Below are 23,338 nucleotides of genomic sequence, written 5' to 3' on the forward strand. Positions count from 1 at the left end.
GGCCCCAGATGCGGAAAACCCGCCTGCCGGTGAGGGCAGGCGGGTTCCGTGTACAGCGGTAGGATCAGTACGACAGGCCGAAGTTTTCTTCGTCCATCGCCATCAGGTTGTTGGCACCCGACAGCATGGTCGCTACATGGGTACGGGTGCGCGGCAGGATGCGCTGGAAGTAGAAGCGCGCCGTTTGCAGCTTGGCGGTGTAGAACGCCTCTTCGCTGGTGCCGGCTGCCAGTTTTTCGGCCGCCAGGCGGGCGATGTCGGCCCAGAAGTAGGCCAGGCAGGCGTAGCCGGAATACATCAGGTAATCGACCGAGGCCGCACCCACCTCTTCGCGGTCTTTCATGGCGGCCATGCCCACTTTCATGGTCAGCTCGCCCCACTCCTTGTTGATTGCCGCCAGCGGCTCGACGAACTCCTTGACCGCTTCGTTACCTTCCTGCGCCTGGCAGAACTTGTGCACGATCTTGGTGAAGCCCTTCAGTGCTTCGCCCTGGGTCATCAGCACTTTACGGCCGAGCAGGTCCAGCGCCTGAATGCCGGTGGTGCCTTCGTACAGCATGGAGATACGGCTGTCGCGAACGTTCTGCTCCATGCCCCACTCGGCGATGAAGCCGTGGCCGCCGTAGATCTGCACGCCATGGTTGGCCGCCTCGAAGCCGACTTCGGTCATGAACGCCTTGGCAATCGGGGTCAGGAACGCCAGCAGGGCATCGGCCTTCTTGCGCTCTTCTTCGTCCTGGCTGTACTTGACGATGTCCACCTGCTTGGCCGTGAAGTATACCATCGCGCGGTTGCCTTCGGCGAAGGCCTTCATGGTCAGCAGCATGCGGCGCACGTCCGGGTGGACGATGATCGGGTCAGCAGCCTTGTCCGGTGCTTTCGGGCCAGTCAGCGAGCGCATCTGCAGGCGCTCACGGGCGTACTTCAGGCCACCCTGGAACGCCACTTCGGCGTGGGCCAGGCCTTGCAGCGCTGTACCCAGGCGAGCGGTGTTCATGAAGGTGAACATGCAGTTCAGGCCTTTGTTGGCCGGGCCGATCAGGTAACCGGTGGCCGCATCGAAGTTCATCACGCAGGTAGCGTTACCGTGGATGCCCATCTTGTGTTCGATGGAGCCGCAGCTCACGCCGTTGCGCTCACCCACGCCGCCTTCGGCATTGGGCAGGAACTTCGGCACGATGAACAGCGAAATACCCTTGGTACCGGCCGGTGCGTCCGGCAGGCGGGCCAGGACGATATGGACGATGTTGTCGGCCATGTCGTGTTCACCGGCCGAAATGAAGATTTTTGTACCCGACACCTTGTAGCTGCCGTCAGCCTGTGGCTCGGCCTTGGTGCGCAGCATGCCCAGGTCGGTGCCGCAATGTGGCTCGGTCAGGCACATGGTGCCAGTCCACTCGCCGGACACCAGCTTGGTCAGGTAGGTGTGCTGCTGCTCGGGGGTGCCGTGCGCAGAGATGGTGTTCATCGCACCATGGGACAGGCCTGGGTACATGCCCCACGACCAGTTCGAGCCCCCGACCATTTCACTCAGGGCCAGGCCCAGCGACTCTGGCAAGCCCTGGCCGCCGTGCTCGACGTCATGGGCCAGGCTCGGCCAGCCGCCTTCGACGAACTGTTCGTAGGCTGCCTTGAAGCCAGTCGGGGTTTTGACGCCCGATTCGCTCCAGGTGCAGCCTTCCTGGTCACCCACACGGTTCAGCGGCGACAGCACCTGCTCACAGAACTTCGCGCCTTCTTCGAGGATCGCGTCGACCATGTCGGGCGTGGCGTCCTGGCAGCCCGGCAGGCTCTGATAGTGCGCCTCATAGCCAAGCAGCTCGTCGCGAACGAAGCGGATATCACGCAAGGGGGCTTTGTAATCAGGCATTGCGATGAACCTCTGAGTCAGTTCTGTGGGGTGACCAGCTCTTGGCGGCCGTCGTATCAAACAGTTGTTTGAAACTTACGTTTAGCACCGCATTCTGTCAAGGATGGACTATGGTGCCATTTACGCCACGAAAAATGGCAAATATGCCAGACCTAGAGAAAACAATGCCCCTGTGGGAGCGGGCGTGCCCGCGAAGGCGTCCGATCAGGCAATTGAGGTGCCTGATCTGACGCTTTCGCGGGCACACCCCCACAGGGGCTGTGTGTAATTCGAGGGAGCGCCCTCTCAGGCGTAAGTATCGATAATCCGGCCGAGCATTTCGTCGGATGCCTTGGCCACCTTTGCGCCAAGCTCGACTTCGGTTTTGCCCAAGGCCATCTGCACGGTGCTGGTGGCCAGGTCCATCTGCTGGCTGCGGTCGACCGCGCGCAAGCGCTCAGCCTGAAAGTCGCTGGACTGGCTGGTGGCGGTACGTTCGGCGGTGGCGTTTGCAATCTGGCCGGCGGCCTGATCGACGCGGTTCTGGCCGGCCTGGATTGCGCTCAGGCCCGCGTAGTAGGCGGAGCTACCGGTGATTTCCATGTCAGGACTCCATTGACGCTGGATGACGAACAGGCTCAATTAAAGCAGGCCTGTCGTGAAAAGGCCCGTTTAAATCCATAATGGCCTGGTGCTATCTGATAGGCCTTGGGTATTCCTGCACCGGCCTCTTGGCGGGCTTGCCCGCGAAAGGGCCGGGCCTGGAAACGACTAATCCAGCAGATCCAACTGAAGGTGTTCAGCCACCATATCGGCACTGGCGAGCTTCAGTTTGGGCACCCGCCCAAGGCAAGGCGCCGGCAAGCGCTCGGCCAGACTGGCCAGATTTTCTTCCAGCCGCGAAGTACGCGGCTCGATGATATTCGCCACCCACCCGGCCAACTGCAGCCCGTCACGCTCGATCGCCTCGGCACTGAGCAAGGCATGGCTGATACAGCCCAAGCGAACGCCCACAACCAGTATCACTGGCAATTTAAGGGCAACGGCAAGGTCCGAAAGGTTCTCCAACCCCGACAACGGCACACGCCAGCCACCCGCACCTTCAACCAACGTGAAGTCGGCATTTTGTTGCAGCACATTGCGCATCGCTGCCAACAGCGCGGGCACGGCCAGCGTCACCCCCGCCTCGCGCGCCGCCACATGCGGAGCAATCGCCGGCTCGAAGGCGAACGGGTTGACCTGCTCATACGGCAACTTGATCGTACTTTCATCGATCAGCGCCTGGGCATCACTATTGCGCAACCCTTTCGGGGTCATCGTGCAGCCCGAGGCCACCGGCTTGGCGCCCAGTGTGCTCATGCCCTGCAACCGCGCCGCATGCAACAGCCCGGCGGCGATGGTGGTCTTGCCGACATCGGTATCGGTACCGGCGATGAAATAGGCCTGGCTCATCGTGCTCCCCTTACGCCTGTGGCTTGCGCAACACACCATAGACCACTTGATAGGTGGCTGGCAGCCCCGCAGGCTGGCGAAATGCCTCATAGGCGTGCAGCAGGCCCTGCATGCGCGCCCGACCGGTAAGCCCGGACGGTCGCCCGGGGTTCAGGTTGTGTGCCCCCAACGCCTTGAGTTCATGGGTTAGGCTACGTACATCCGGGTAGTGCAGCACGTGTGGGCAACGCTGCAATTCAAGCTGTTCCAGCCCGCTGCCAGCACACAGGCGTTGATAATCCTCAAAACGCCGGAAGCGGTTCACATGCACCAGGCCATCCACTGCCTGCCAACTGGCCCGCAGTTCGTCGAGGGTACCCACGCAAAGGCTGCTGAAGGCCAGCACGCCGCCGGGGCGCAGCACACGCGACGCCTCTGCCAGCACGCTGGCAAACTGGTCGCACCACTGCACGGCCAGGCTGGAAAACACCAGATCGACGCAGGCATCACGCAGCGGCAGGCGCTCAGCATCACCCGCCACATGGTAATGCGCACCGCCCTGCTCATGACGAGCATGGCGCAGCATGCCTTCAGCGATATCCACCGCCACGCCACTGGTTTGCGCAAAGCGCTCGGCCAGGATGCGGCTGAAATGGCCGGTGCCGCTGCCCAGGTCCAGCCAATGTGAGGGCTGCATGCCTGCCGGCAATTGCTCCAGCAGGTGCAAACCCACTGCGCGCTGCAAGGCCGCCACGCTGTCGTAGCTGGCCGCAGCGCGGGAGAACGAGGCCGCCACCTGGCGTTTGTCGGGCAGCGCGCCAGGGGTTGGACGGGATAGGTCAGTCATCGCCACTCTCATGCAGGAAACTCTTGATGCCCGCCGCCAGCTCCTGCGGGTACTCCAGCAGGAATGCGTGGGAACTGTCTTCGACCAAGCCCACTTCCACATCGGGCAGCAACTCGCTCAACGCTTTTGCCGCCTCTGCCGGCACCAGTGCATCGCTACCGGCAAACAGGTGCAACTGCGGGCCAGCATAGGCCTGCAGGGCTTCACGGGTATCAAGCCTGGCCAGCACTTCAAGGCCTGTGGCCAGGTACAACGGGTCGGTATCCGGCACGCCGACACCCAGTTGCCGCAGCAACGTGCGCGGTTGCAGGGCGCCATCGCTGCACAGCGTGCGGAAGCGCTTGAGCGTGACCTGGGTATGGCTGCGGCAGCCATCGAGGAAGGTGCCGAAGGTGTCTTCGGCCATGCCATGGGGCCAGTCCGGGCGGGCCACGAAGCTGGGGTTGCTGGCCAGTGTCAGCAGGCCGCAGCAGTGGTCACCGCGCTTGTGTGCCAAGGCGCTGGCCAGCATGCCGCCCAGCGACCAGCCGCCCAGCCACACGTCGTTCGGCAGCTTCCGATCCAGGTGGTCGACCCAGGCCTGAACATCGCTGTCGGCCAGTTCCGGCAAGGGCATCAGCTCCACCTGCAGGCGAGCGTCCTGGGCGCGCAGGCTCGCTGCCAGCGGCTCCAGGGAGGCAGTGCCCAGGCCCCAGCCGGGCAGCAGTACAAGGCGATTACGCATCGGCGTTCTCCAACTGTGGATAACACTCGGCCAATGCATTCAACAATAGCTGCACCTGCGCTTCGCTGTGCGCGGCGCTCAGGGTCACCCGCAGGCGCGCACTACCAGCCGGCACGGTGGGTGGGCGGATGGCCGTCACCAGCAAGCCGCGCTCGCGCAGCATGCGCGACAGGCGCAGGGCCTGTGCGCTGTCGCCGATCACAATGGGCTGGATCGGCGTTGGGCTGTCCATCAGTTGCAGCCCGATCTGTTGCGCGCCCTCGCGGAACTGGCGAATCAACGCCGCCAGGTGCTCACGTCGCCAAGTCTCGCGGCGCAGCAACTCCAGGCTCTTGAGCGTGGCACAGGCAAGTGCCGGTGGCTGGCTGGTGGTGTAGATGTAGGGGCGGGCAAATTGCACCAGCGCCTCGATCAGCGCTTCGCTGCCGGCGACAAAGGCACCGGCAGTACCGCAGGCCTTACCCAACGTGCCGATCAGCACCGGCACGTCTTCCACGCCCAGGCCGAAGTGCTCGACGATACCGCCGCCCTGCGTACCCAAGGTACCCAGACCATGGGCATCGTCGACCATCAGCCAGGCACCACGCGCCCGGGCGACATCAGCCAGTGCCGGCAGGTTGGCCAGGTCGCCGTCCATGCTGAACACGCCATCGGTCACCACCAGGGTATTGCCGACGGCCTTGTCCAGGCGGCTGGCCAGGCTGGCCGGGTCGTTGTGCAGGTAGCGGTTGAAGCGGGCACCACTGAGCAACCCGCCATCCAGCAGGGACGCGTGGTTCAAGCGGTCCTGCAGCACGGTGTCGCCCTGCCCCACCAATGCGGTGATAGCACCCAGGTTGGCCATGTAGCCGGTGGAGAACAGCAGCGCACGCGGGCGCCCGGTCAGTTCGGCCAGCGCCTCTTCAACCTGATGGTGCGGCGTGCTGTGGCCGACCACCAGATGCGAAGCGCCACCGCCCACACCCCAGCGCTCGGCGCCGGTCTGCCAGGCGGCGATCACTTCAGGGTGGTTGGCCAGGCCCAGGTAGTCATTGCTGCAGAAGGCCAGCAAGCGCTGGCCGTCGACCACCACCTCCGGCCCCTGCGGGCTTTCCAGCAGTGGCCGCTGCCGATACAGGTCTGCGGCGCGCCGTTCGGCCAGGCGCGCCGCCAGGTCGAAGGCCATGTCAGGCCGATGCAGCGTTGTAGAACATCTCGCTGCTGCGCTGTTCGACCAACGCCTGCTCGATAGCCGCCTGGTGCACTTCGTCGGCGTGCTCTTCACGCGCTTCAGGCTTGATGCCCAAGCGCGCGAACAGTTGCATGTCCTTGTCGGCTTGCGGGTTGGCGGTGGTCAGCAGTTTTTCGCCATAGAAAATCGAGTTGGCGCCAGCCATGAAGGCCAGAGCCTGCATCTGCTCGTTCATTTGCTCGCGGCCGGCGGACAGGCGCACGTGCGACTTGGGCATCAGCAAGCGGGCCACGGCCAGCATGCGGATGAAGTCGAACGGGTCCACATCCTCTTCCTCGGCCAGCGGCGTGCCGGCTACCTTGACCAGCATGTTGATCGGCACCGACTCCGGGTGCTCGGGCAGATTGGCCAACTGGATCAGCAGGCCCGCGCGGTCGTCCAGCGACTCACCCATGCCCAGGATGCCGCCAGAGCAGATCTTCATGCCGGCATCACGCACGTAGGCCAGGGTTTGCAGGCGCTCGCTGTAGGTGCGGGTGGTGATGATGCTGCCGTAGAACTCCGGCGAGGTGTCGAGGTTGTGGTTGTAGTAGTCCAGGCCCGCCTGGGCCAAGGCCACGGTTTGCTCCTGGTCGAGCTTGCCGAGGGTCATGCAGGTTTCAAGGCCCATGGCCTTCACCCCTTTGACCATCTCCAGCACATAAGGCATGTCTTTGGCCGACGGGTGCTTCCACGCTGCGCCCATACAGAAACGGGTGGAGCCAATGGCTTTGGCGCGGGCGGCTTCTTCAAGCACCTTCTGCACTTCCATCAGTTTCTGTTTTTCCAGCCCGGTGTTGTAGTGGCCGGACTGTGGACAATATTTGCAATCTTCCGGGCAGGCGCCGGTCTTAATCGACAGCAGGGTCGATACCTGCACGCGGTTCGGGTCGAAATGCGCGCGGTGCACGGTCTGCGCCTGGAATAGCAGGTCATTGAACGGTTGCTGGAACAACGCCTTGACCTCGGCCAGGGACCAGTCGTGACGTGTTGTTGCAGTTGTGCTGGCGCTCATCGGCGTTTCCTTGTTTAGGCTGTAGCTGGCGCCGAGACAGGAAAGCCCGCCAGCGCATCACGGATAGCTCGCATAGTCATGGAAGGCCTATGAACTGTCAACCATACTGGAAAAGACTGGTTTACAAGTGCTCACTTATTAATCAGTCGTGTTTGTTGTGTGATGAGCCTGCCGAGCAGGCCTACCCCCTGTGTATGGCCTGCGAGCAGGAATTGCCTTGGCTAGGTGATCATTGCCTGCGCTGCGCCCTGCCGCTGCCCATGGCGGGCCTGACCTGCGCCCAGTGCTGTCGCCACCTGCCGGCCTTCGACCGGGTGTTTGCGCTTTGGCAATTCGGCTTTCCGGTCGATACGCTGGTCAGCCGCTTCAAGCACAACCGGCAGTGGCCCTTGGGGCGGTTGATGGCTGAATTGCTCGGGCTTGGGCTGCGGCATCGCTTTGCCGAAGGGTTAGCCCGCCCTCACCTGCTGTTGCCGGTACCCTTGGCCAGGCGTCGACTGCGCGAACGAGGGTTCAACCAGGCGGGGATGCTTGGGCGTTGGTTGTCTTCGCAGCTTGGGCTGGTTTGCGACGAGCGGTTATTGGTGCGCACGCGCGAGACGCCTGCACAACAACAGCTGGACGCCAAGGCACGGCGGCGCAATCTACGTCAGGCGTTTGCGGTCACGGGCGATTTGACAGGCAAGCATGTCGCCATTGTCGATGATGTGGTAACCACCAGTGCCACCGTGCAGGCCATTGCCGAAGTGCTGCGCAAAGCCGGCGCGCAGCGTGTGGATGTGTATTGCCTGGCACGCACGTCCAAGCCGGGGTATGCATGACACTGCACAGTCCTACACAATCCACCCTCAGGCCCTTCACCTACAACGACTCAATGCTCATGACGCTGCCTACTTTGCTTACCCAGCACATCGCCCGCCGCCCCCAGCGCATTGCGCTGCTGCAGCACATTGCCGAGCAAGGCTCGATCACCCGCGCCGCCAAGGCTGCGAGCATCAGCTACAAGACCGCCTGGGATGCCATTGACGAGCTCAACAACCTGGCCAGCCAGCCCTTGGTGGAGCGCAGCGCCGGTGGCCGTGGCGGTGGCGGTGCGCGTTTGTCGCCGGAAGGCGAGCGGGTACTGCGCCTGTATCAGCGGCTGCAGGCCTTGCAGGCGCAAATCCTTGAAGCCGCCGAAGAGTCCAGCGACCTCGACCTGCTCGGCCGCCTGATGCTGCGCACCAGTGCGCGTAACCAGCTGCAGGGCCAGGTCAGCGGCCTGCGCCGTGAAGGCCGGTATGACCGTGTCAGCCTGGCATTGGGCGGCGGGCTGGAAATTGATGCGCTGATCACGCACGACAGTACCGCGCGGCTGGAGCTGACGTTGGGGACAATGGTGGTGGCGTTGCTCAAGGCTGGATGGGTGCGGTTGTTGGCGGAGGGAGAAGAGGCTGAAGCGGGCAGCAATTGCTTGAGCGCTACGGTGGAAGACGTGCTGACCGAGGATGACGGGCCTGGTGAGGTCCGGCTGGCGCTGGGCAATGGGCAGACGCTGTGTGCAATTGCCGAGGGGGATTGGTTGGCTGGCCAGCAGGTAGCAGCTGGCAGTTCTGTACGGGTGCAGTTTCATCCGTCCTATGTGCTGATCGGCGTTCCTGCCTAGCCTGGCCGCGCTTCGCGCGGTTCGCGGGCATGCCCGCTCCCACAGGAATTTCGCACACCTTGAAGGCTTCGCTGTACTTGTGGGAGCGGGCGCGCCCGCGAAGAGGCCGGTACAAGCGGAACGCGGTAACATGGCCCCATGCCGCTTATCCCCGGAGCCCCCATGTCCCACCCCTTCGACACCCTCACCCCTGACCTGGTCCTGGACGCCGTGGAAAGCATCGGCTTTCTCAGCGATGCACGGGTGCTGGCACTGAACAGCTACGAAAACCGCGTCTACCAGGTGGGCATCGAGGACGCGCAGCCGCTGATCGCCAAGTTCTACCGCCCAGGCCGCTGGAGCGATGCGGCCATCCTCGAAGAACACAGCTTCACCGCCGAACTGGCTGACTGCGAAGTGCCGGTGGTTGCGCCCCTGCAGCACGATGGCCGCACCTTGTTCGAACACCAGGGTTTCCGTTTCACCCTGTTCCCCCGCCGCGGTGGCCACGCTCCGGAGCCAGGCAACCTCGACCAGCTGTATCGCCTCGGCCAACTGCTCGGCCGCCTGCACGCCGTAGGCGCCAGCAAACCGTTCGAACACCGCGAGGCCCTGGCTGTGGACAACTTTGGCCACGCCTCGCTCAACACTTTGCTGGAAGGCGATTTTGTCCCGCGTGAGTTGTTGCCAGCATTCGAGTCCGTGGCCCGCGACGTGCTCAAGCGGGTCGAGGAGATCTACGCCCGCACGCCCCACCAGCTCATCCGCCTGCACGGCGACCTGCACCCCGGCAACCTGATGCACCGCGACGAGGTGTACCACGTGGTCGACCTCGACGACTGCCGCATGGGCCCGGCCGTGCAAGACCTGTGGATGATGCTGGCCGGCAGCCGCGAGGAGCGCCTGGGGCAGTTGGCCGAGCTGATCGACGGCTACAACGAGTTCCACGACTTCGACCCGCGCGAGCTTGCCCTGATCGAACCCCTGCGCGCCCTGCGCCAGCTGCACTACAGCGCCTGGCTGGCACGGCGCTGGGACGACCCGGCGTTCCCGCCGAGCTTCCCGTGGTTTGGCCAGCCCCGCTACTGGGGCGACCAGATTCTCGCCCTGCGCGAACAGATGGCGGCACTGGATGAAGCCCCGCTGAAATTGTTCTAGAAGCACGCCCGCCTCTGTCTACAATAGGCGTCGCTTTATTTAGCTACCTAAGCAAGGATTCTGCATGCACGCCGCAAACCCGCGTCGCGGGTACATATTGGGCCTCAGTGCCTACATCATCTGGGGCCTGTTCCCCTTGTACTTCAAGGCGATCCAGAGCGTCCCGGCGGTGGAGATCATTGTCCACCGGGTACTCTGGTCGGCATTGTTCGGCTCGCTGCTGCTACTGGTGTGGAAACACCCTGGCTGGTGGCGTGAACTGCGCGACAATCCACGCCGGCTGGGCATCCTGGCCCTGAGCGGGGCACTGATCGCCGGTAACTGGCTGACGTACGTGTGGTCGGTGAACAACGGCCGCATGCTCGAAGCCAGCTTGGGCTACTACATCAACCCGCTGATCAATGTGCTGTTGGGCATGCTGATTCTTGGCGAACGCCTGCGCCGCCTGCAGTGGCTGGCGGTGGGCATGGCCGCCGTGGGCGTGGCCCAGCAGGTGTGGCAAGTGGGCAGCCTGCCCTGGGTGTCGCTGGTGCTGGCGCTGAGCTTCGGCTTCTATGGGCTCATTCGCAAACAGGCGCCAGTGGCGGCATTGCCGGGCCTGGTAGTGGAAACCTGGATGCTGGTGCCGCTGGCCCTTGGCTGGCTGCTGCTGCACCCGGCGGCGATGAGTGCCCAAGGGGCGTTCTATACCAGCAGCGAGGCGCTGTGGCTGATGGCTGCCGGGCCGGTGACGCTGATACCGTTGGTGTGCTTCAACGCGGCGGCGCGGCACCTGCCGTACACCACGCTGGGCTTCTTGCAATACCTGGCACCCACACTGGTGTTGCTGCAGGCAGTGCTGCTGTTTGATGAGCACCTGTCGTCGAGCAACCTGGTGGCGTTCATGTTCATCTGGGCAGGTTTGGCCATTTACAGCGTCGATGCCTGGTTGAGTTTGCGCAAGCGAAGCTGATCAAAAAACGATCAAATCTCTGCAGGCCTTGTGATGCGCGGCCTGCAGAGACATCTCCAAAGGTTATCCACACCCTCGTCCCCGTGCTTTGTGCACAAGCTGCTGATTTTTGGGTGTTTTTTGAGCAAACCTGTGTGAGGCACGCTCGGCCTGGGCTGGAGAGGGGAACCCCCAGGTTATCCACAGGGCCTTCCCCGTGATATCGGGATAACCGCAGGGGGCCAGTCTCGAATCAATCCTCGGCACGCAAGTGCAACTCCACCATCAAGTCATCCGCCAGGCTTTCCAGCTTCTGCTGCAGCACATCCAGCGGCAAGGTCAACGGCAGCGCCAGCAGCGCATCAGCATGAAACAGCGGCTCGCTGCTCATCGGCGCAGGCCGCACCTCTGTGGAAAACCGCTCGACGTTCACCTGCAACTCCGCCAGCAAACGAGTAATGTCGCGCACGATCCCCGGCCGGTCGTTACCCACCAGTTCCATGGCAATCGGTTTCCATGTGCAAGAGGGCTCACTCCCGCTCTCGGCAATCAGCACCCGAATGTCATACCTGGCCAACCCCTGCAGCGATGCCACCAGCTCAGCATAATTCTCAGCCGGCACCGCCACCCGCAGGATACCGGCAAACTGCCCGGCCATACGCGACATGCGGCTTTCCAGCCAGTTGCCACTGTGGTCGGCGATGCATTGGGCAATACGTTCGACCTGGCCGGCCTTGTCAGGGGCAATTACCGTCAGTACAAGATGATCCACAAGCCCTTCCTCGTGTCGAACCGCGCCGGGCGGCAGAAAATCGGGGGATCGACTCAGTATAGGCAAGGCGCGGCAACCTGCCGCAGGGCAATCCGCATAACCAATCGTGTACTGTTTCAAGATTTATCTGGAACAATCCACCTGTTTTTTGCGAACATACTCACTCCCAGCGTGACCATACGCGACCAACGGGTCGCATAACGGCGCTTATAGTCTGATTTTGCCCCGCCTACTGCTTCATGTAGTATCCCGTGGCGCGGACTACAAAACGTCGTTTGGATGTCTGCCAAGGCGCCTGTGAAAATACGCACACTGCCCGCCAGCCAGTCTGGCAGGCCGCACCCAGCCGCGTCCGGCGCAACCCGGGGGCATGCACTGGTGCCGTGTTTAGAGAAGCGCTACAGGCTTAATACAGAAGAGCGAAATAGCTGAGCAGAGTGAGGCAAGCAATGACTGGATACGTTCAAGTCGGTGGCCTTCAGGTCGCCAAGGTCCTGTACGACTTCGTGAACAACGAAGCCATCCCCGGGACCGGCATCGTCGCCGAGCAGTTCTGGGCGGGTGCAGAGAAGATCATCAATGACCTCGCTCCAAAGAACAAAGCCCTGCTCGCCAAGCGCGACGAGCTGCAAGCCAAGATCGACGCCTGGCACCAGGCACGCAAAGGCCAGGCCCACGACGCCGCAGCCTACAAAGCATTCCTCCAGGAAATCGGCTACCTGCTGCCACAAGCCGACGATTTCCAGGCCACCACCCAGAACGTGGACGAAGAAATCGCCCACATGGCCGGCCCACAGCTGGTCGTTCCGGTGATGAACGCCCGCTTCGCCCTCAACGCCGCCAACGCCCGTTGGGGTTCGCTGTACGATGCGCTGTACGGCACCGACGCCATCAGCGATGAAGGCGGCGCCGAAAAAGGCCAGGGTTACAACAAGGTCCGTGGCGACAAAGTCATTGCCTTCGCCCGCGCCTTCCTCGACGAAGCCGCGCCACTGGCCGCCGGCTCGCACGTCGACTCCACCGGCTACCGCATCGAAGGCGGCAAACTGGTAGTGGCCCTTAAAGGCGGCAGCAACAGCGGCCTGCGTGATGACGCGCAACTGATCGGCTTCCACGGCGACGCCGCCGCGCCGACTGCCGTGCTGCTCAAGCACAACGGCCTGCACTTCGAAATCCAGGTCGATGCCAGCACCCCGGTTGGCAGCACCGACGCTGCAGGCGTGAAAGACATCCTGATGGAATCGGCACTGACCACCATCATGGACTGCGAAGACTCGGTTGCCGCTGTCGATGCCGACGACAAGGTGATCGTCTACCGCAACTGGCTGGGCCTGATGAAAGGCGACCTGGCCGAAAGCGTGAGCAAGGGTGGCAAAACCTTTACTCGCACCATGAACCCGGACCGCGAGTACGCCGCGCCAAACGGCGGCAGCGTGACCCTGCATGGCCGTTCGCTGCTATTCGTGCGTAACGTTGGCCACCTGATGACCAACCCGGCGATTCTCGATGCCCAGGGCAACGAAATCCCTGAAGGTATCCAGGACGGCCTGTTCACCAACCTGATCGCCCTGCACAACCTCAACGGCAACACCACCCGCAAGAACACCCGCAGCGGCAGCGTGTACATCGTGAAGCCGAAGATGCACGGGCCGGAAGAAGTGGCCTTCGCCGCCGAAATCTTCAGCCAGGTCGAAGACCTGCTGGGCATGCCGCGCAACACCGTCAAGGTCGGCATCATGGACGAAGAGCGCCGCACCACGGTCAACCTCAAGTCCTGCATCAAGGCAGCCGCAGAACGCGTGGCGTTCATCAACACCGGTTTCCTCGACCGCACGGGCGATGAAATCCACACCTCGATGGAAGCCGGCGCCGTGGTGCGCAAGGGCGCCATGAAGAACGAGAAGTGGATCGGCGCCTACGAGAACAACAACGTCGACGTGGGCCTGGCCACCGGCCTGCAAGGCCGTGCGCAGATCGGCAAAGGCATGTGGGCCATGCCTGACCTGATGGCCGCCATGCTGGAGCAGAAAATCGCCCACCCGCTGGCCGGTGCCAACACCGCCTGGGTGCCGTCGCCGACTGCCGCCACCCTGCACGCCCTGCACTACCACAAGGTGGACGTACAGGCGCGCCAGCGTGAACTGGCGTCGCGTACCCCGGCTTCGGTAGACGACATCCTGGCCATCCCGCTGGCTGCCGATACCAACTGGTCGGTCGAAGAAATTCGCAACGAGCTGGACAACAACGCCCAGGGCATCCTCGGCTACGTGGTGCGCTGGATCGACCAGGGCGTGGGTTGCTCGAAGGTACCGGACATCAACAACGTCGGCCTGATGGAAGACCGCGCCACCCTGCGTATTTCGGCCCAGTTGCTGGCCAACTGGCTGCGCCATGGCGTAGTCAGCCAGGAGCAAGTGCTGGAAAGTCTCAAACGCATGGCCGTGGTGGTTGACCAGCAGAACGCCGGCGACGCCCTGTACCGCCCGATGGCGCCGAACTTCGACGACAACGTCGCGTTCCAGGCCGCTGTCGAGCTGGTGGTGGAAGGAGGCAAGCAGCCGAACGGCTACACCGAGCCGGTGCTGCACCGTCGTCGCCGCGAATTCAAGGCGCGTAACGGGCTGTAAATCGAAAGGGGCCGCTTTGCGGCCCCTTTCTGCATCACTCTATTTTCAGTTCTCTCTTCACCAGGTCCAGCAGCTTGCCCAGGTCCACAGGCTTGAGCAGGAAATCCACCACCCCCAGGTGCATCACGTCCACTGCCTCCTTCACATCGGTGTCGCCCGACACCACGATGATCGACAACGCCGCCCGCTCCGACTCACGAATCGTCCGGATCAAGTCCAGGCCATCCTCGGGCTGCATGCGCAAATCCGTAATCATCAAACCAATCCGCTGCTGGTAATGCAGGTACAGCCTGGCCTCCTGCGCCCCGTCCGCCCCTACCGCATCGATGCCCCGGCTTTTCAGGTACAGGATCAGCGCCTCGCGGTTAACCGCGTTATCGTCCACCACCAGCACCAACGGCCTTGGCGCCACAGGCGCACTCACCACGGCCAATGCCTCGCGCTCGGCGTCGCTCAGGATGTCGGTTTGCTCAGGCATGGTCATCTCGTCAAAAAAATTCCGCTTCAGCAGTAGGACCACTTTACTTGCGTAACCCGGTGCGCCTTTCGTCGGGTCTTTGACAGGCGTGCTCATAGACTTACGTCCAATGGGCACCACCCCGCCGCAAGCCGACCATGGAGGCAGAGAACAACAGGGCCGGCACCTATATATAGATATATATAGTTCGGCATAGCGATACGGTCAGTTTCATGAGCAAAAAGGACGCCTACAGCCAGGCGGGCAGGACGGCAGTGCTGCAGAACATTCAGGGCACCCTGCAGTTTCTGCAGCGCTTCCCGCCGTTCAACCAGATGGAGCACAGCCACCTGGCCTTCCTGGTGGAACAGTGCCAGCTGCGCTTCTATGCCAGCGGCGAAAGCATCGTCAAACCTGCCGACGGGCCGGTGGAGCACTTCTACATCGTCAAGCAGGGGCGAGTGGTTGGCGAGCGCCAGCACCTGGTCAAACCGGGCGTGGAGACCACCTTCGAAATCACCAGCGGCGAATGCTTCCCTCTGGCCGCACTGCTGGGCGAACGGGCGACCCGCACCGAGCACCTGGCCGGTGAAGACACCTTCTGCCTGCAGTTGAACAAAGCCGCGTTCATCCGCGTGTTCTCGATGTCTGAAGTGTTTCGGGATTTTGCCTTGCGTGGGGTCAGCAGCCTGCTCGACCAGGTCAACCAACAGGTACGCCAGCGCGCGGTGGAAACCCTCGGTACCCAGTACTCACTGAACACCCCGCTGGGTGAGCTGGCCATGCGTCACCCGGTGGTGTGCAGCGCCGATACACCGTTGCGCGATGCCGTGCGGCTGATGCACGAACAGCAGGTCGGCAGCATCGTGGTGATCGACCTGCAGCGCTACCCTGTCGGCATCTTTACCCTGCGCGATCTGCGCCAGGTGGTGGCGTCGATGGATGCGGACCTGGGCGCCCCCATCGAGCGGCACATGACCGCCAAGCCCTTCTACCTCAGCCCCCAGGCCAGCGCCTTCGACGCGGCCATGGCCATGACCGAACGGCATATCGCCCACGTGTGCCTGGTGGAAAACCGACGCCTGTGCGGGGTGGTTTCCGAGCGTGACCTGTTCTCGCTGCAACGGGTCGACCTGGTGCACCTGGCGCGTACCATCCGCCATGCGCCTCGGCTGGACACCCTGGTTTCGCTGCGCGGTGAAATCAGCCAGCTGGTCGAGCGCATGCTCGCCCACGGCGCATCGTCCACGCAGATCACCCAGATCATCACCCTGCTCAACGACCACACCGTGTGCCGGGTGATCGAGCTGGCACTGGCCGAGCGCGGCGACCCAGGTGTGCCATTCAGCTGGCTGTGCTTCGGCAGCGAAGGGCGGCGCGAGCAAACCCTGCACACCGACCAGGACAACGGCATCCTCTTCGAGGCCGCCGACAGCGCCGAGGCCGACAGCATCCGTGCGCGCCTGCTGCCGCTGGCGCAGTACATCAACCAGTGCCTGGCACAGTGCGGCTTTACCCTGTGCAAGGGCAACATCATGGCCGGCAACCCTGAATTGTGCCTGTCGCGCAGCGAGTGGGCACGGCGCTTTGCCGGTTTTGTCCGCGAAGCCAGCCCGGAGAACCTGCTGGGCTCCAGCATCTATTTCGACCTGCGCGTGGTGTGGGGCGACGAGCAAGGCTGCGAGCAGTTGCGCCAGAGCCTTCTGGCGCAAGTAGCCGACAACCGCCTCTTCCAGCGCATGCTGGCCGACAATGCCCTGCGCCAGCGCCCACCGGTGGGCCGCCTGCGCGAATTCGTGCTGACCCGCCTGGGCAACGACAAGGCCGCCACCCTCGACCTCAAGGTCCAGGGCCTGACGCCCTTCGTCGATGGCGCACGCTTGCTGGCCCTGGCCAATGGCATCGGCGCCTGCAATACCCTGGAGCGCCTGCGCCAACTGGTGGCCAAGGGCGTGATCGAGCCGCTGGATGGCGCTGCCTATGAAGAGGCTTATCACTTCATCCAGCAGACCCGCATGCAGCAGCATCAGCGCCAGACCCGCGACAACCTGCCGTACTCCAACCGGCTCGACCCGGACAGCCTCAACCACCTGGACCGGCGCATCCTGCGCGAGTCCCTGCGCCAGGCCCAACGCCTGCAAAGCAGCCTGGCCTTGCGGTATCAGCTATGAGCCTGTTCGCCTGGCTGCGCCCCAGCGCGCCCGAGCTGGACCACGCCATGCGTCAGCGCCTGGCCCGGCAGCCCAAGCCCGCGCCGTTGGGTGTGTGCAGTTTGCGTGAGCAGCGCTGGGTAGTGCTGGACCTGGAAACCAGCGGGCTTAACCCCAACCGTGACCAAGTGTTGTCGATCGGGGCGGTGGCCATCGAGGACGGTGCCATCGATTTTGCGCAACAGTTCGAACGTACCCTGCACCGGCCTTTGCAGAAAACCAACGCCAGCGTGTTGATCCACGGCCTGGGGCCTGGGGCCTTGGCCGCCGGTTGCGACCCGGCCGAGGCCTTGCTGGATTTGCTCGATTTCATTGGTGACAGCCCGGTGCTGGCGTTTCATGCGCCATTCGACCAACGCATGCTGGCGCGGGCGCTGAAGGAAAGCCTGGGTTACCGCTTGCAGTCACCGTTCCTCGATGTGGCCGAACTGGCGCCGATGCTTAACCCTGACACCGTGCTGCGCGAGGCCGGGCTGGATGACTGGGTCGCGCGGTTTGGCTTGCAGGTGGAAGAACGCCACCATGCCAGTGCCGATGCACAGGTAACGGCTGAGCTGGCACTGATTTTGTTCAGCCAAGCCCGGCGCCAGCAGCTGGACAGCCCGTTGCAGCTGGAGCAGCGGTTGCGAGGGTGGCGGCGGCGAAACGCCCAGAGTCATGGGCTGTAGGGCGTGGTTTTTATTGCGCCTGTGAGATCGAGCACCGCCCGCGCAGCGGATCGCTCGCTCCTACGTTTGTTTTCGGCCAGTAACGCCTGTGACAGGCGCGCGCGACCGCCTTGTTTGTACGACGCGATATCGAGCCATACGCCAAAGCATTCGCGCGTAAATCCCGCAGGAATAATTGGCCCGAAACAAACGTAGGAGCGAGCGATAGCTCGCGATCCGCCGCGCGGGCGGAGCTCGATTTCACAAGCGCTAAAAGACTCAAGCCAGCCCTATCAGCCTTTTCCATGATGGCAATCCGATAAGCGTCCATTGCCCCCACCCCCTCCCTCTGCAACAATCGCGAATAATTATCGTTAGTTAATGCATACGTTCCGGGGGGACGCTGCTTGTCTTCTGCACAGAGCCCACACGCCGATCTGGTCGGTGCGCTGTACCGCGACCATCGCGGCTGGCTGCTCGCCTGGCTGCAACGCAGCACGGCCTGCCGCCAACGTGCCGAAGACTTGAGCCAGGACACCTTCGTGCGCCTGCTCGGTCGCGAGCAACTGGACACCCCCCGCGAACCCCGCGCTTTCCTCGCCGCCGTGGCCAAGGGGCTGATGTTCGACCACTTCCGCCGCGCGGCGCTGGAACAGGCCTACCTGGCCGAGCTGGCGCTGATCCCGGAAGCCCAACAGCCCTCGCCCGAAGTGCAGCACCTGATCCTCGAAGACCTCAAGGCCATCGACCGCCTGCTGGGCAAGCTGTCGAGCAAGGCCCGGGCGGCGTTCCTGCACAACCGTCTGGACGGCATGGGCCATGCCGAGATCGCCGAGCGCCTGGGCGTTTCGGTATCGCGCGTGCGCCAGTACATTGCCCAAGGCATGCGCCAGTGCTACGTGGCCCTGTACGGGGAGCCAACGTGAGCAACGCACCGGTTTCGTCCCGGGTACTGGAAGCCGCCATCGCCTGGAAACTGAGCCTCGACGACGCCAGCGGCACACCGGATGAACGCAACGAATTCATGCGCTGGCATGCCGCCAGCGAAGAACACGCGCGGGCCTGGCGCCAGCTCGGCGCCATGGACCAACGGGTCAGCGCGGCGGCCGGCCCGGCACGCCAGGCCCTGCTGCAATCGCGCGTCAGCCTGCGGCGCCGAATCGGCAAGGTTGGCGGCGGGCTGGCCGGGATGTTCCTGCTCGGTTCACTGCTGGCTTGGGTCGGCGCCCCGTCGCTGGCACCCAGCTACTGGCTGGCCGACCAGCGCACCGCAACTGGCGAGTTACGTACCTTGCGCCTGCAAGACGGCACATTGCTGAGCCTGAACACCCACACCGCCGTCGATATCGACTACGCAGGCGAACACCGGGTGATCGTGCTGCACCAAGGTGAAATTTCGGTCGAAACCGGCCACCAGGACCCGCGTCCGCTGCTGGTACGCACCGACGATGGCCGCCTGCGGCCACTGGGCACGCGCTTCCTGGTGCGCCGCGAAGCCGACGGTACGCGCCTGGAAGTGCTGCAAGCCTCGGTTGCGGCCATGCCGCATAACAGTGGCGACGAGCAAGTGCTGCGTGAAGGCCAGCAAGTGTTGATGAACGCCAACGGCCTCGGCCGGATCGGCGAGGTGCCCGCCGGTGCCGATGCCTGGACCCGGGGCATGCTGGTGGTCGACAACGTGCGCCTGGGCGACCTGCTGGCCGCGCTGGGCCAGTACCACAGGGGCCACCTCGGGGTGGACGCCAAGGTCGCCGACCTGCGCGTGACCGGCAGCTTCCCGCTGACCGACACCGACCTGGCGCTGGCATCGCTGGTGCCGGCTTTGCCGGTGAAAATCGAGCGGCATACCCAGTGGTGGGTGAACGTGGTGCCGAAGTAAGGCTGAACGCCAAAAATACTGCTCGATATTTTTCAGATCAGCCCTGTCACTTTTCAAATCTCGCTCGGCAAGGAAGCAGTTAGCACTTATCCGTCCAGGAGCCACTGCATGTCCCGTGCTGTTGATCGTATCTTGCGCCCTAGCCTGATGGCCCTTGCCATCGCCGTAACCGCGCCATTGGCCAGCCCTGTCCTGTGCGCCGCCGAGCAATCCGCTGCGCGCGCCTATGACCTGCCCAGCGCCCCGCTGGCCACCACCCTGAACCAGATCGCCAGCCAGGCCGGTATCGCCTTGGCCATCGACCCGGCGTTGGTCAGCGGCCGCACCTCGGCCCCGGTGACCGGCCAGTACGACGGCCTCGGTGCCCTGCAAGCCGCCCTGCGCGGCACTGGCCTGCAACTGCAACAAAGCAGCGTAGGCAGCTACAGCCTGGTGGCTACGCCGGAAGGGACACTGGCGTTACCAGAAACAGCGATCAACGCTACAGCCAATTATGAAAGCGCCTGGGGGGCGGTCGAGGGTTACACCGCAACCCGCACGGCAGCAGGCACCAAGACAGACACGGCCATCGCCGAACTACCCCGCTCGGTAACCGTGATCACTCGGCAGCAGATGGAAGATCGTCCAGTACTCAGCCTGAATGATGCCCTGCGCTATACGGCAGGCGTGCAGAGCAGCGGCTACGGCTCCGACTCCCGCAGCGACTGGTTGCTGGTACGTGGTTTTGTGCCCACCCAGTTCCTCGATGGCCTGCCATTACCCAAGGGGAACTATGCCACCCCCAAGATCGAACCCTGGAACCTGGAGCGCATCGCCGTGCTGCGCGGCCCGGCTTCATCCGTGTACGGCCAGACCCCGCCAGGCGGGTTGCTGGACATGACCAGCCGTCGGCCGCAGCTGGAAAGCAGCCATGAAATCGAAGCCCAGGTTGGCAGCAACAATCACAAGCAGATCAACTTCGACAGCACCGGTAAGCTCGACGATGCAGGCCAGTTCCTGTACCGGGTGAGCGGTACCGTGCGTGACAGCGGCTCGCCAATCGACCATATACCGGACAAGCGCTATAACATCGCGCCCAGTCTGACCTGGAACATCAACGACGACACCAAGCTGACCTTCATCTCCCAGTACACCCGCGATGATACGGGCATTACTGGCCAGTTCTTGCCGCTGCAAGGCACCAAGCTGGACAGCCCGGCGGGCAAGATTTCTCACCACAAGAACCTGGGTGACCCGGATTGGGAGTCCTACGACCGCACCTACTACCACCTCGGCTATGCGTTCGAAACCCGCCTGAATGACACCTGGCAGTTCCGCCAGAACCTGCGCTATGCACGCAACGAACTGGACTTCAAGGGCATTACCGCCGGTGGCTCGATCTGGCCAGCCGGGCCGGACGAAGCCGTCAGCGCCGATGGCACCGTGCAACGTACTGCCGGTATCGTCGAAGAAGATATCTCCCAGTTCGCAGTGGACAACAACTTCCAGGCCGACTTCCAGACTGGCCAACTCTCCCATACCCTGCTGCTGGGCCTCGACCATCAGCGCTCGGACAGCAACGCTCGCTGGCGTTGGGGCTCGGCCGGTGTGCCATCAAGCAATATCCATAACCCGATTTACGGCCAGGATTTCTCGAACGTTCAGTACTTCGACATGTACGACTACGATCAGAAAACCCAGCAGACCGGCCTGTACGTCCAAGACCAGATGGCCTTGGACAACTGGCGCCTGACCTTGGGTGGTCGTGAGGACTGGGTGCACACCGGCACCACCTTCCACAATCAGGGCGACGCTACCAATACCCAGCGCGACAAGAAGTTCAGTGGTAACGCAGCGCTCAGCTATGTGTTCGATAACGGCCTGACGCCTTACATCTCGTATGCCGAGTCGTTCCAGGCTGCTACCGGGTCAACCGTCACTAGCACCGATGCCTTCAAGCCGACCGAGGGCAAGCAGTACGAACTGGGTATCAAATACCAACCGCCCGGCAGCAAAAGCCTGTTCACCGCAGCTGTATTCGACCTGACGCAGCAGAACATGTCGGTGACCGAGGGTGGCGTTACCCGCCAGGTTGGCGAAGTGCGTGTGAAAGGCCTTGAGCTTGAGGCTACTTCGGATGTGAGCGAGAACCTCAAGCTGGTGGGTTCCTACACCTACAACGACAGCGAAATCACCAAAGGCACCCGCGAAGAGAAAGGCAAGCGCATGGCGCAGGTTCCGCGCAACCAGGCCACTGCCTGGGCCGACTACACCTGGCACAGCGGGGTGCTGGACGGCTTTGGCGTAGGCGTTGGCGTGCGCTACGTGGGCGACACCTACGGCAACACCACGAATACCGACTGGGGCCATGTGGGCTCGTACACGGTCTACGACGCCTCCGTACATTACGACCTTGGCCGCCTGAACAACACACTCAAAGGCGTCATTGTGGCCGTCGATGCGAAAAACCTGTTCAACAAGGACTACCTGTCGACGTGTGATGGGTACTACTGCTACTACGGCGACGAACGCAACGTGGTCGCCAGCGTCAATTACAAGTTCTGAGTGAACGGGGGCCGCTTTGCGGCCCCCTGTTCCAACAGACAAAAAACGGTACCGTGATGAAAAGCCGAACCATCCGCCGCTGGTCCGTGATCCACACCTGGAGCAGCCTGGTCTGTACCCTGTTCCTGCTGTTGCTGGCGCTCACCGGCCTGCCGCTGATTTTCCACCACGAACTCGAACACCTGCTCGGCGACGCCCCCGAACTGCGTGACATGCCAGCAGGCACCCCGCACCTCGACCTGCAGCAGCTGGTACTGAAAGCCGAGCAACACCGCCCCGGCGAAGTCATGCAGTACTTCGGCTACGACGAAGACGAACCCAACGGCGTGATCGCCATCACCGCCGCCACTGCGGGCACCGACCCCAACTTGTCGCACACCTTCATGCTCGACGCCCGCACCGGCGAAGCAGTGGCCATGCCGGCGGCCAATGGCGGGTTCATGATGGTGATGCTGCGCCTGCATGTGGACATGTTCGCCGGCCTGCCCGGCAAGCTGCTGCTGGCCTTCATGGGCGTACTGTTCATCCTCGCAATCGTCTCCGGCACCGTGCTCTATGCGCCCTTCATGCGCCGCCTGGACTTTGGCACGGTACGCCACGAAAAATCCCGTCGCCTGCGCTGGCTCGACCTGCATAATCTGATCGGCGTGGTAACCCTGGCCTGGGCACTCACGGTAGGCGTGACCGGCGTAATCAGCGCCCTGTCCGACCTGGTTATCGCCGCCTGGCGCAACGATAGTCTGGCTGCCATGGTTGCGCCTTACCGCGACGCCCCGCCGCTCACCGAGCGCGCGCCCGCCACACGCCTGCTGGAGATTGCCGAACAGGCTGCCCCCGGCATGCGCCCGGACTTCATCGCCTTCCCCGGTACGCGCTTTTCCAGCGAGCACCACTATGCCGTGTTCATGAACGGTGCCACACACCTGAGCTCGCACCTGTTCACACCCGTGTTGATCGATGCCCGTACCCTGGCAGTTACAGCAGTCGGCGAGCGCCCTTGGTACATGGACGCCATGGGCCTGTCGCAGCCGCTGCATTTTGGTGACTACGGCGGGCGGCCCATGCAAATCCTCTGGGCGGCACTCGATGTGCTGACCATCATCGTGCTCTGCAGCGGCCTTTACCTGTGGCTGGCCAAGCAGCGCAGCGGCAAGAGGGCGCCCGCATGAGTCATGAATCGCAAAGCACCCGGCGAATTTTTGCCTGGCCGGCCATGATTGCAGTGTCAGGCGCAGCGGGGCTGTTCGCGGCCCTGCTCGGCGATGGCGCCTGGGACGCCTTGTCATGGCTGGGGCTTGGCGTGCCAGCCTGGCTCGGTTTTCGTGGGTTGTGGGCCAGGTGAGGTAAGCGGCTAACACGCCTGCATAGCTCGCAGGCGGCAAGCTGGGCAGCTCCATCATTGCCGAGCCCCCT

21 protein-coding genes are annotated in these 23,338 nt (G+C 63.2%); 12 read left to right on the top strand and 9 right to left on the bottom strand.

Features of this window, described 5'->3' with window-relative positions; translation table 11 throughout:
* Positions 1 to 64 precede the first annotated feature (64 nt).
* The 7 genes from ACF8R4_RS06395 to bioB form a co-directional block, all read right to left on the bottom strand.
* A complete protein-coding gene (locus tag ACF8R4_RS06395; RefSeq protein WP_019097157.1) occupies positions 65 to 1,870 on the bottom strand; it encodes a phenylacyl-CoA dehydrogenase in 1,806 nt (601 codons plus the stop codon).
* A gap of 285 nt (positions 1,871 to 2,155) precedes the next feature.
* Entirely contained in the window at positions 2,156 to 2,452 is a 297-nt protein-coding gene (locus ACF8R4_RS06400) for a pyrroloquinoline quinone biosynthesis protein PqqE (protein WP_104833567.1), read from the bottom strand.
* A 168-nt stretch (positions 2,453 to 2,620) separates the two neighbouring features.
* Positions 2,621 to 3,301, bottom strand: coding sequence for a dethiobiotin synthase (bioD, locus tag ACF8R4_RS06405; protein WP_060499094.1), 681 nt, complete (start codon positions 3,299 to 3,301; stop codon positions 2,621 to 2,623).
* Between the two features lie 10 nt (positions 3,302 to 3,311).
* Positions 3,312 to 4,127 (bottom strand): malonyl-ACP O-methyltransferase BioC, encoded by an 816-nt coding sequence (bioC, locus tag ACF8R4_RS06410; RefSeq protein WP_060499095.1) that lies wholly within the window; start codon positions 4,125 to 4,127, stop codon positions 3,312 to 3,314.
* Complete coding sequence (locus tag ACF8R4_RS06415; RefSeq protein WP_060499096.1) at positions 4,120 to 4,851, bottom strand: alpha/beta fold hydrolase; 732 nt, start codon at positions 4,849 to 4,851, stop codon at positions 4,120 to 4,122. The genes bioC and ACF8R4_RS06415 overlap by 8 nt, the downstream gene beginning before the upstream one ends.
* Positions 4,844 to 6,016, bottom strand: coding sequence for an 8-amino-7-oxononanoate synthase (bioF, locus tag ACF8R4_RS06420; RefSeq protein ID WP_060499097.1), 1,173 nt, complete (start codon positions 6,014 to 6,016; stop codon positions 4,844 to 4,846). The genes ACF8R4_RS06415 and bioF overlap by 8 nt, the downstream gene beginning before the upstream one ends.
* A 1-nt stretch (position 6,017) precedes the next feature.
* Positions 6,018 to 7,076, bottom strand: a complete 1,059-nt coding sequence (gene bioB / locus ACF8R4_RS06425) for a biotin synthase BioB (protein WP_016714563.1) — start codon at positions 7,074 to 7,076, stop codon at positions 6,018 to 6,020.
* Positions 7,077 to 7,165: 89 nt separating this feature from the next.
* On the opposite strand from bioB, the gene ACF8R4_RS06430 reads away from it, so the two are divergent.
* From ACF8R4_RS06430 to rarD, 4 genes are all read left to right on the top strand, one after another.
* On the top strand, positions 7,166 to 7,897 hold the full coding sequence (locus ACF8R4_RS06430) for a ComF family protein (protein WP_060499098.1): 732 nt from the start codon (positions 7,166 to 7,168) through the stop codon (positions 7,895 to 7,897).
* 59 nt (positions 7,898 to 7,956) lie between these two features.
* Positions 7,957 to 8,721 carry a TOBE domain-containing protein gene (locus ACF8R4_RS06435; protein ID WP_060499099.1) on the top strand — a complete coding sequence of 255 codons (765 nt, stop codon included), beginning with the start codon at positions 7,957 to 7,959 and terminating at the stop codon, positions 8,719 to 8,721.
* A 162-nt stretch (positions 8,722 to 8,883) separates the two neighbouring features.
* Entirely contained in the window at positions 8,884 to 9,858 is a 975-nt protein-coding gene (locus ACF8R4_RS06440; protein WP_060499100.1) for a serine/threonine protein kinase, read from the top strand.
* A gap of 64 nt (positions 9,859 to 9,922) precedes the next feature.
* On the top strand, positions 9,923 to 10,810 hold the full coding sequence (gene rarD, locus ACF8R4_RS06445) for an EamA family transporter RarD (RefSeq protein WP_060499101.1): 888 nt from the start codon (positions 9,923 to 9,925) through the stop codon (positions 10,808 to 10,810).
* Positions 10,811 to 11,042: 232 nt separating this feature from the next.
* Here the strand turns inward: rarD and ACF8R4_RS06450 are convergent, their stop codons facing one another.
* Entirely contained in the window at positions 11,043 to 11,561 is a 519-nt protein-coding gene (locus ACF8R4_RS06450) for a glycine cleavage system protein R (RefSeq protein ID WP_104833570.1), read from the bottom strand.
* A 449-nt stretch (positions 11,562 to 12,010) separates the two neighbouring features.
* On the opposite strand from ACF8R4_RS06450, the gene ACF8R4_RS06455 reads away from it, so the two are divergent.
* Entirely contained in the window at positions 12,011 to 14,188 is a 2,178-nt protein-coding gene (locus tag ACF8R4_RS06455; RefSeq protein ID WP_060499103.1) for a malate synthase G, read from the top strand.
* A gap of 34 nt (positions 14,189 to 14,222) precedes the next feature.
* On the opposite strand, the gene ACF8R4_RS06460 is transcribed toward ACF8R4_RS06455, so the two are convergent.
* Entirely contained in the window at positions 14,223 to 14,762 is a 540-nt protein-coding gene (locus tag ACF8R4_RS06460) for a response regulator (RefSeq protein WP_060499104.1), read from the bottom strand.
* Positions 14,763 to 14,878: 116 nt separating this feature from the next.
* Between ACF8R4_RS06460 and ACF8R4_RS06465 the strand changes: the two genes are divergently transcribed.
* The 7 genes from ACF8R4_RS06465 (at position 14,879) to ACF8R4_RS06495 (ending at position 23,267) form a co-directional block, all read left to right on the top strand.
* Positions 14,879 to 16,816, top strand: coding sequence for a DUF294 nucleotidyltransferase-like domain-containing protein (locus tag ACF8R4_RS06465; RefSeq protein ID WP_104833572.1), 1,938 nt, complete (start codon positions 14,879 to 14,881; stop codon positions 16,814 to 16,816).
* Positions 16,813 to 17,523 (top strand): PolC-type DNA polymerase III, encoded by a 711-nt coding sequence (locus ACF8R4_RS06470; protein WP_060499106.1) that lies wholly within the window; start codon positions 16,813 to 16,815, stop codon positions 17,521 to 17,523. The genes ACF8R4_RS06465 and ACF8R4_RS06470 overlap by 4 nt, the downstream gene beginning before the upstream one ends.
* A gap of 386 nt (positions 17,524 to 17,909) precedes the next feature.
* On the top strand, positions 17,910 to 18,428 hold the full coding sequence (locus ACF8R4_RS06475) for an RNA polymerase sigma factor (RefSeq protein WP_060499107.1): 519 nt from the start codon (positions 17,910 to 17,912) through the stop codon (positions 18,426 to 18,428).
* A complete protein-coding gene (locus tag ACF8R4_RS06480; RefSeq protein ID WP_392491932.1) occupies positions 18,425 to 19,381 on the top strand; it encodes a FecR domain-containing protein in 957 nt (318 codons plus the stop codon). Before ACF8R4_RS06475 ends, ACF8R4_RS06480 begins: the two co-directional genes overlap by 4 nt.
* 108 nt (positions 19,382 to 19,489) lie before the next feature.
* Complete coding sequence (locus ACF8R4_RS06485; protein ID WP_392491934.1) at positions 19,490 to 21,925, top strand: TonB-dependent siderophore receptor; 2,436 nt, start codon at positions 19,490 to 19,492, stop codon at positions 21,923 to 21,925.
* A 56-nt stretch (positions 21,926 to 21,981) separates the two neighbouring features.
* Positions 21,982 to 23,094 (top strand): PepSY domain-containing protein, encoded by a 1,113-nt coding sequence (locus tag ACF8R4_RS06490; protein ID WP_060499110.1) that lies wholly within the window; start codon positions 21,982 to 21,984, stop codon positions 23,092 to 23,094.
* Positions 23,091 to 23,267, top strand: a complete 177-nt coding sequence (locus ACF8R4_RS06495) for a hypothetical protein (RefSeq protein WP_164524062.1) — start codon at positions 23,091 to 23,093, stop codon at positions 23,265 to 23,267. The genes ACF8R4_RS06490 and ACF8R4_RS06495 overlap by 4 nt, the downstream gene beginning before the upstream one ends.
* Positions 23,268 to 23,338: the final 71 nt, after the last annotated feature.

The organism is Pseudomonas sp. FYR_2 (assembly GCF_043106425.1).
GTDB lineage: Bacteria > Pseudomonadota > Gammaproteobacteria > Pseudomonadales > Pseudomonadaceae > Aquipseudomonas > Aquipseudomonas monteilii.

Coding starts and splice junctions, on each gene's coding strand:
- ACF8R4_RS06495 (WP_164524062.1), top strand. CDS start 23,091: ATGAGTCATGAATCGCAAAGCACCCGGCGAATTTTTGCCTGGCCGGCC.
- ACF8R4_RS06470 (WP_060499106.1), top strand. CDS start 16,813: ATGAGCCTGTTCGCCTGGCTGCGCCCCAGCGCGCCCGAGCTGGACCAC.
- ACF8R4_RS06455 (WP_060499103.1), top strand. CDS start 12,011: ATGACTGGATACGTTCAAGTCGGTGGCCTTCAGGTCGCCAAGGTCCTG.
- ACF8R4_RS06435 (WP_060499099.1), top strand. CDS start 7,957: ATGACGCTGCCTACTTTGCTTACCCAGCACATCGCCCGCCGCCCCCAG.
- bioB (WP_016714563.1), bottom strand. CDS start 7,076: ATGAGCGCCAGCACAACTGCAACAACACGTCACGACTGGTCCCTGGCC.
- ACF8R4_RS06460 (WP_060499104.1), bottom strand. CDS start 14,762: ATGAGCACGCCTGTCAAAGACCCGACGAAAGGCGCACCGGGTTACGCA.
- ACF8R4_RS06415 (WP_060499096.1), bottom strand. CDS start 4,851: ATGCGTAATCGCCTTGTACTGCTGCCCGGCTGGGGCCTGGGCACTGCC.
- ACF8R4_RS06395 (WP_019097157.1), bottom strand. CDS start 1,870: ATGCCTGATTACAAAGCCCCCTTGCGTGATATCCGCTTCGTTCGCGAC.
- ACF8R4_RS06485 (WP_392491934.1), top strand. CDS start 19,490: ATGTCCCGTGCTGTTGATCGTATCTTGCGCCCTAGCCTGATGGCCCTT.
- bioD (WP_060499094.1), bottom strand. CDS start 3,301: ATGAGCCAGGCCTATTTCATCGCCGGTACCGATACCGATGTCGGCAAG.
- ACF8R4_RS06400 (WP_104833567.1), bottom strand. CDS start 2,452: ATGGAAATCACCGGTAGCTCCGCCTACTACGCGGGCCTGAGCGCAATC.
- bioC (WP_060499095.1), bottom strand. CDS start 4,127: ATGACTGACCTATCCCGTCCAACCCCTGGCGCGCTGCCCGACAAACGC.
- ACF8R4_RS06430 (WP_060499098.1), top strand. CDS start 7,166: ATGAACTGTCAACCATACTGGAAAAGACTGGTTTACAAGTGCTCACTT.
- bioF (WP_060499097.1), bottom strand. CDS start 6,016: ATGGCCTTCGACCTGGCGGCGCGCCTGGCCGAACGGCGCGCCGCAGAC.
- ACF8R4_RS06440 (WP_060499100.1), top strand. CDS start 8,884: ATGTCCCACCCCTTCGACACCCTCACCCCTGACCTGGTCCTGGACGCC.
- ACF8R4_RS06465 (WP_104833572.1), top strand. CDS start 14,879: ATGAGCAAAAAGGACGCCTACAGCCAGGCGGGCAGGACGGCAGTGCTG.
- ACF8R4_RS06490 (WP_060499110.1), top strand. CDS start 21,982: ATGAAAAGCCGAACCATCCGCCGCTGGTCCGTGATCCACACCTGGAGC.
- rarD (WP_060499101.1), top strand. CDS start 9,923: ATGCACGCCGCAAACCCGCGTCGCGGGTACATATTGGGCCTCAGTGCC.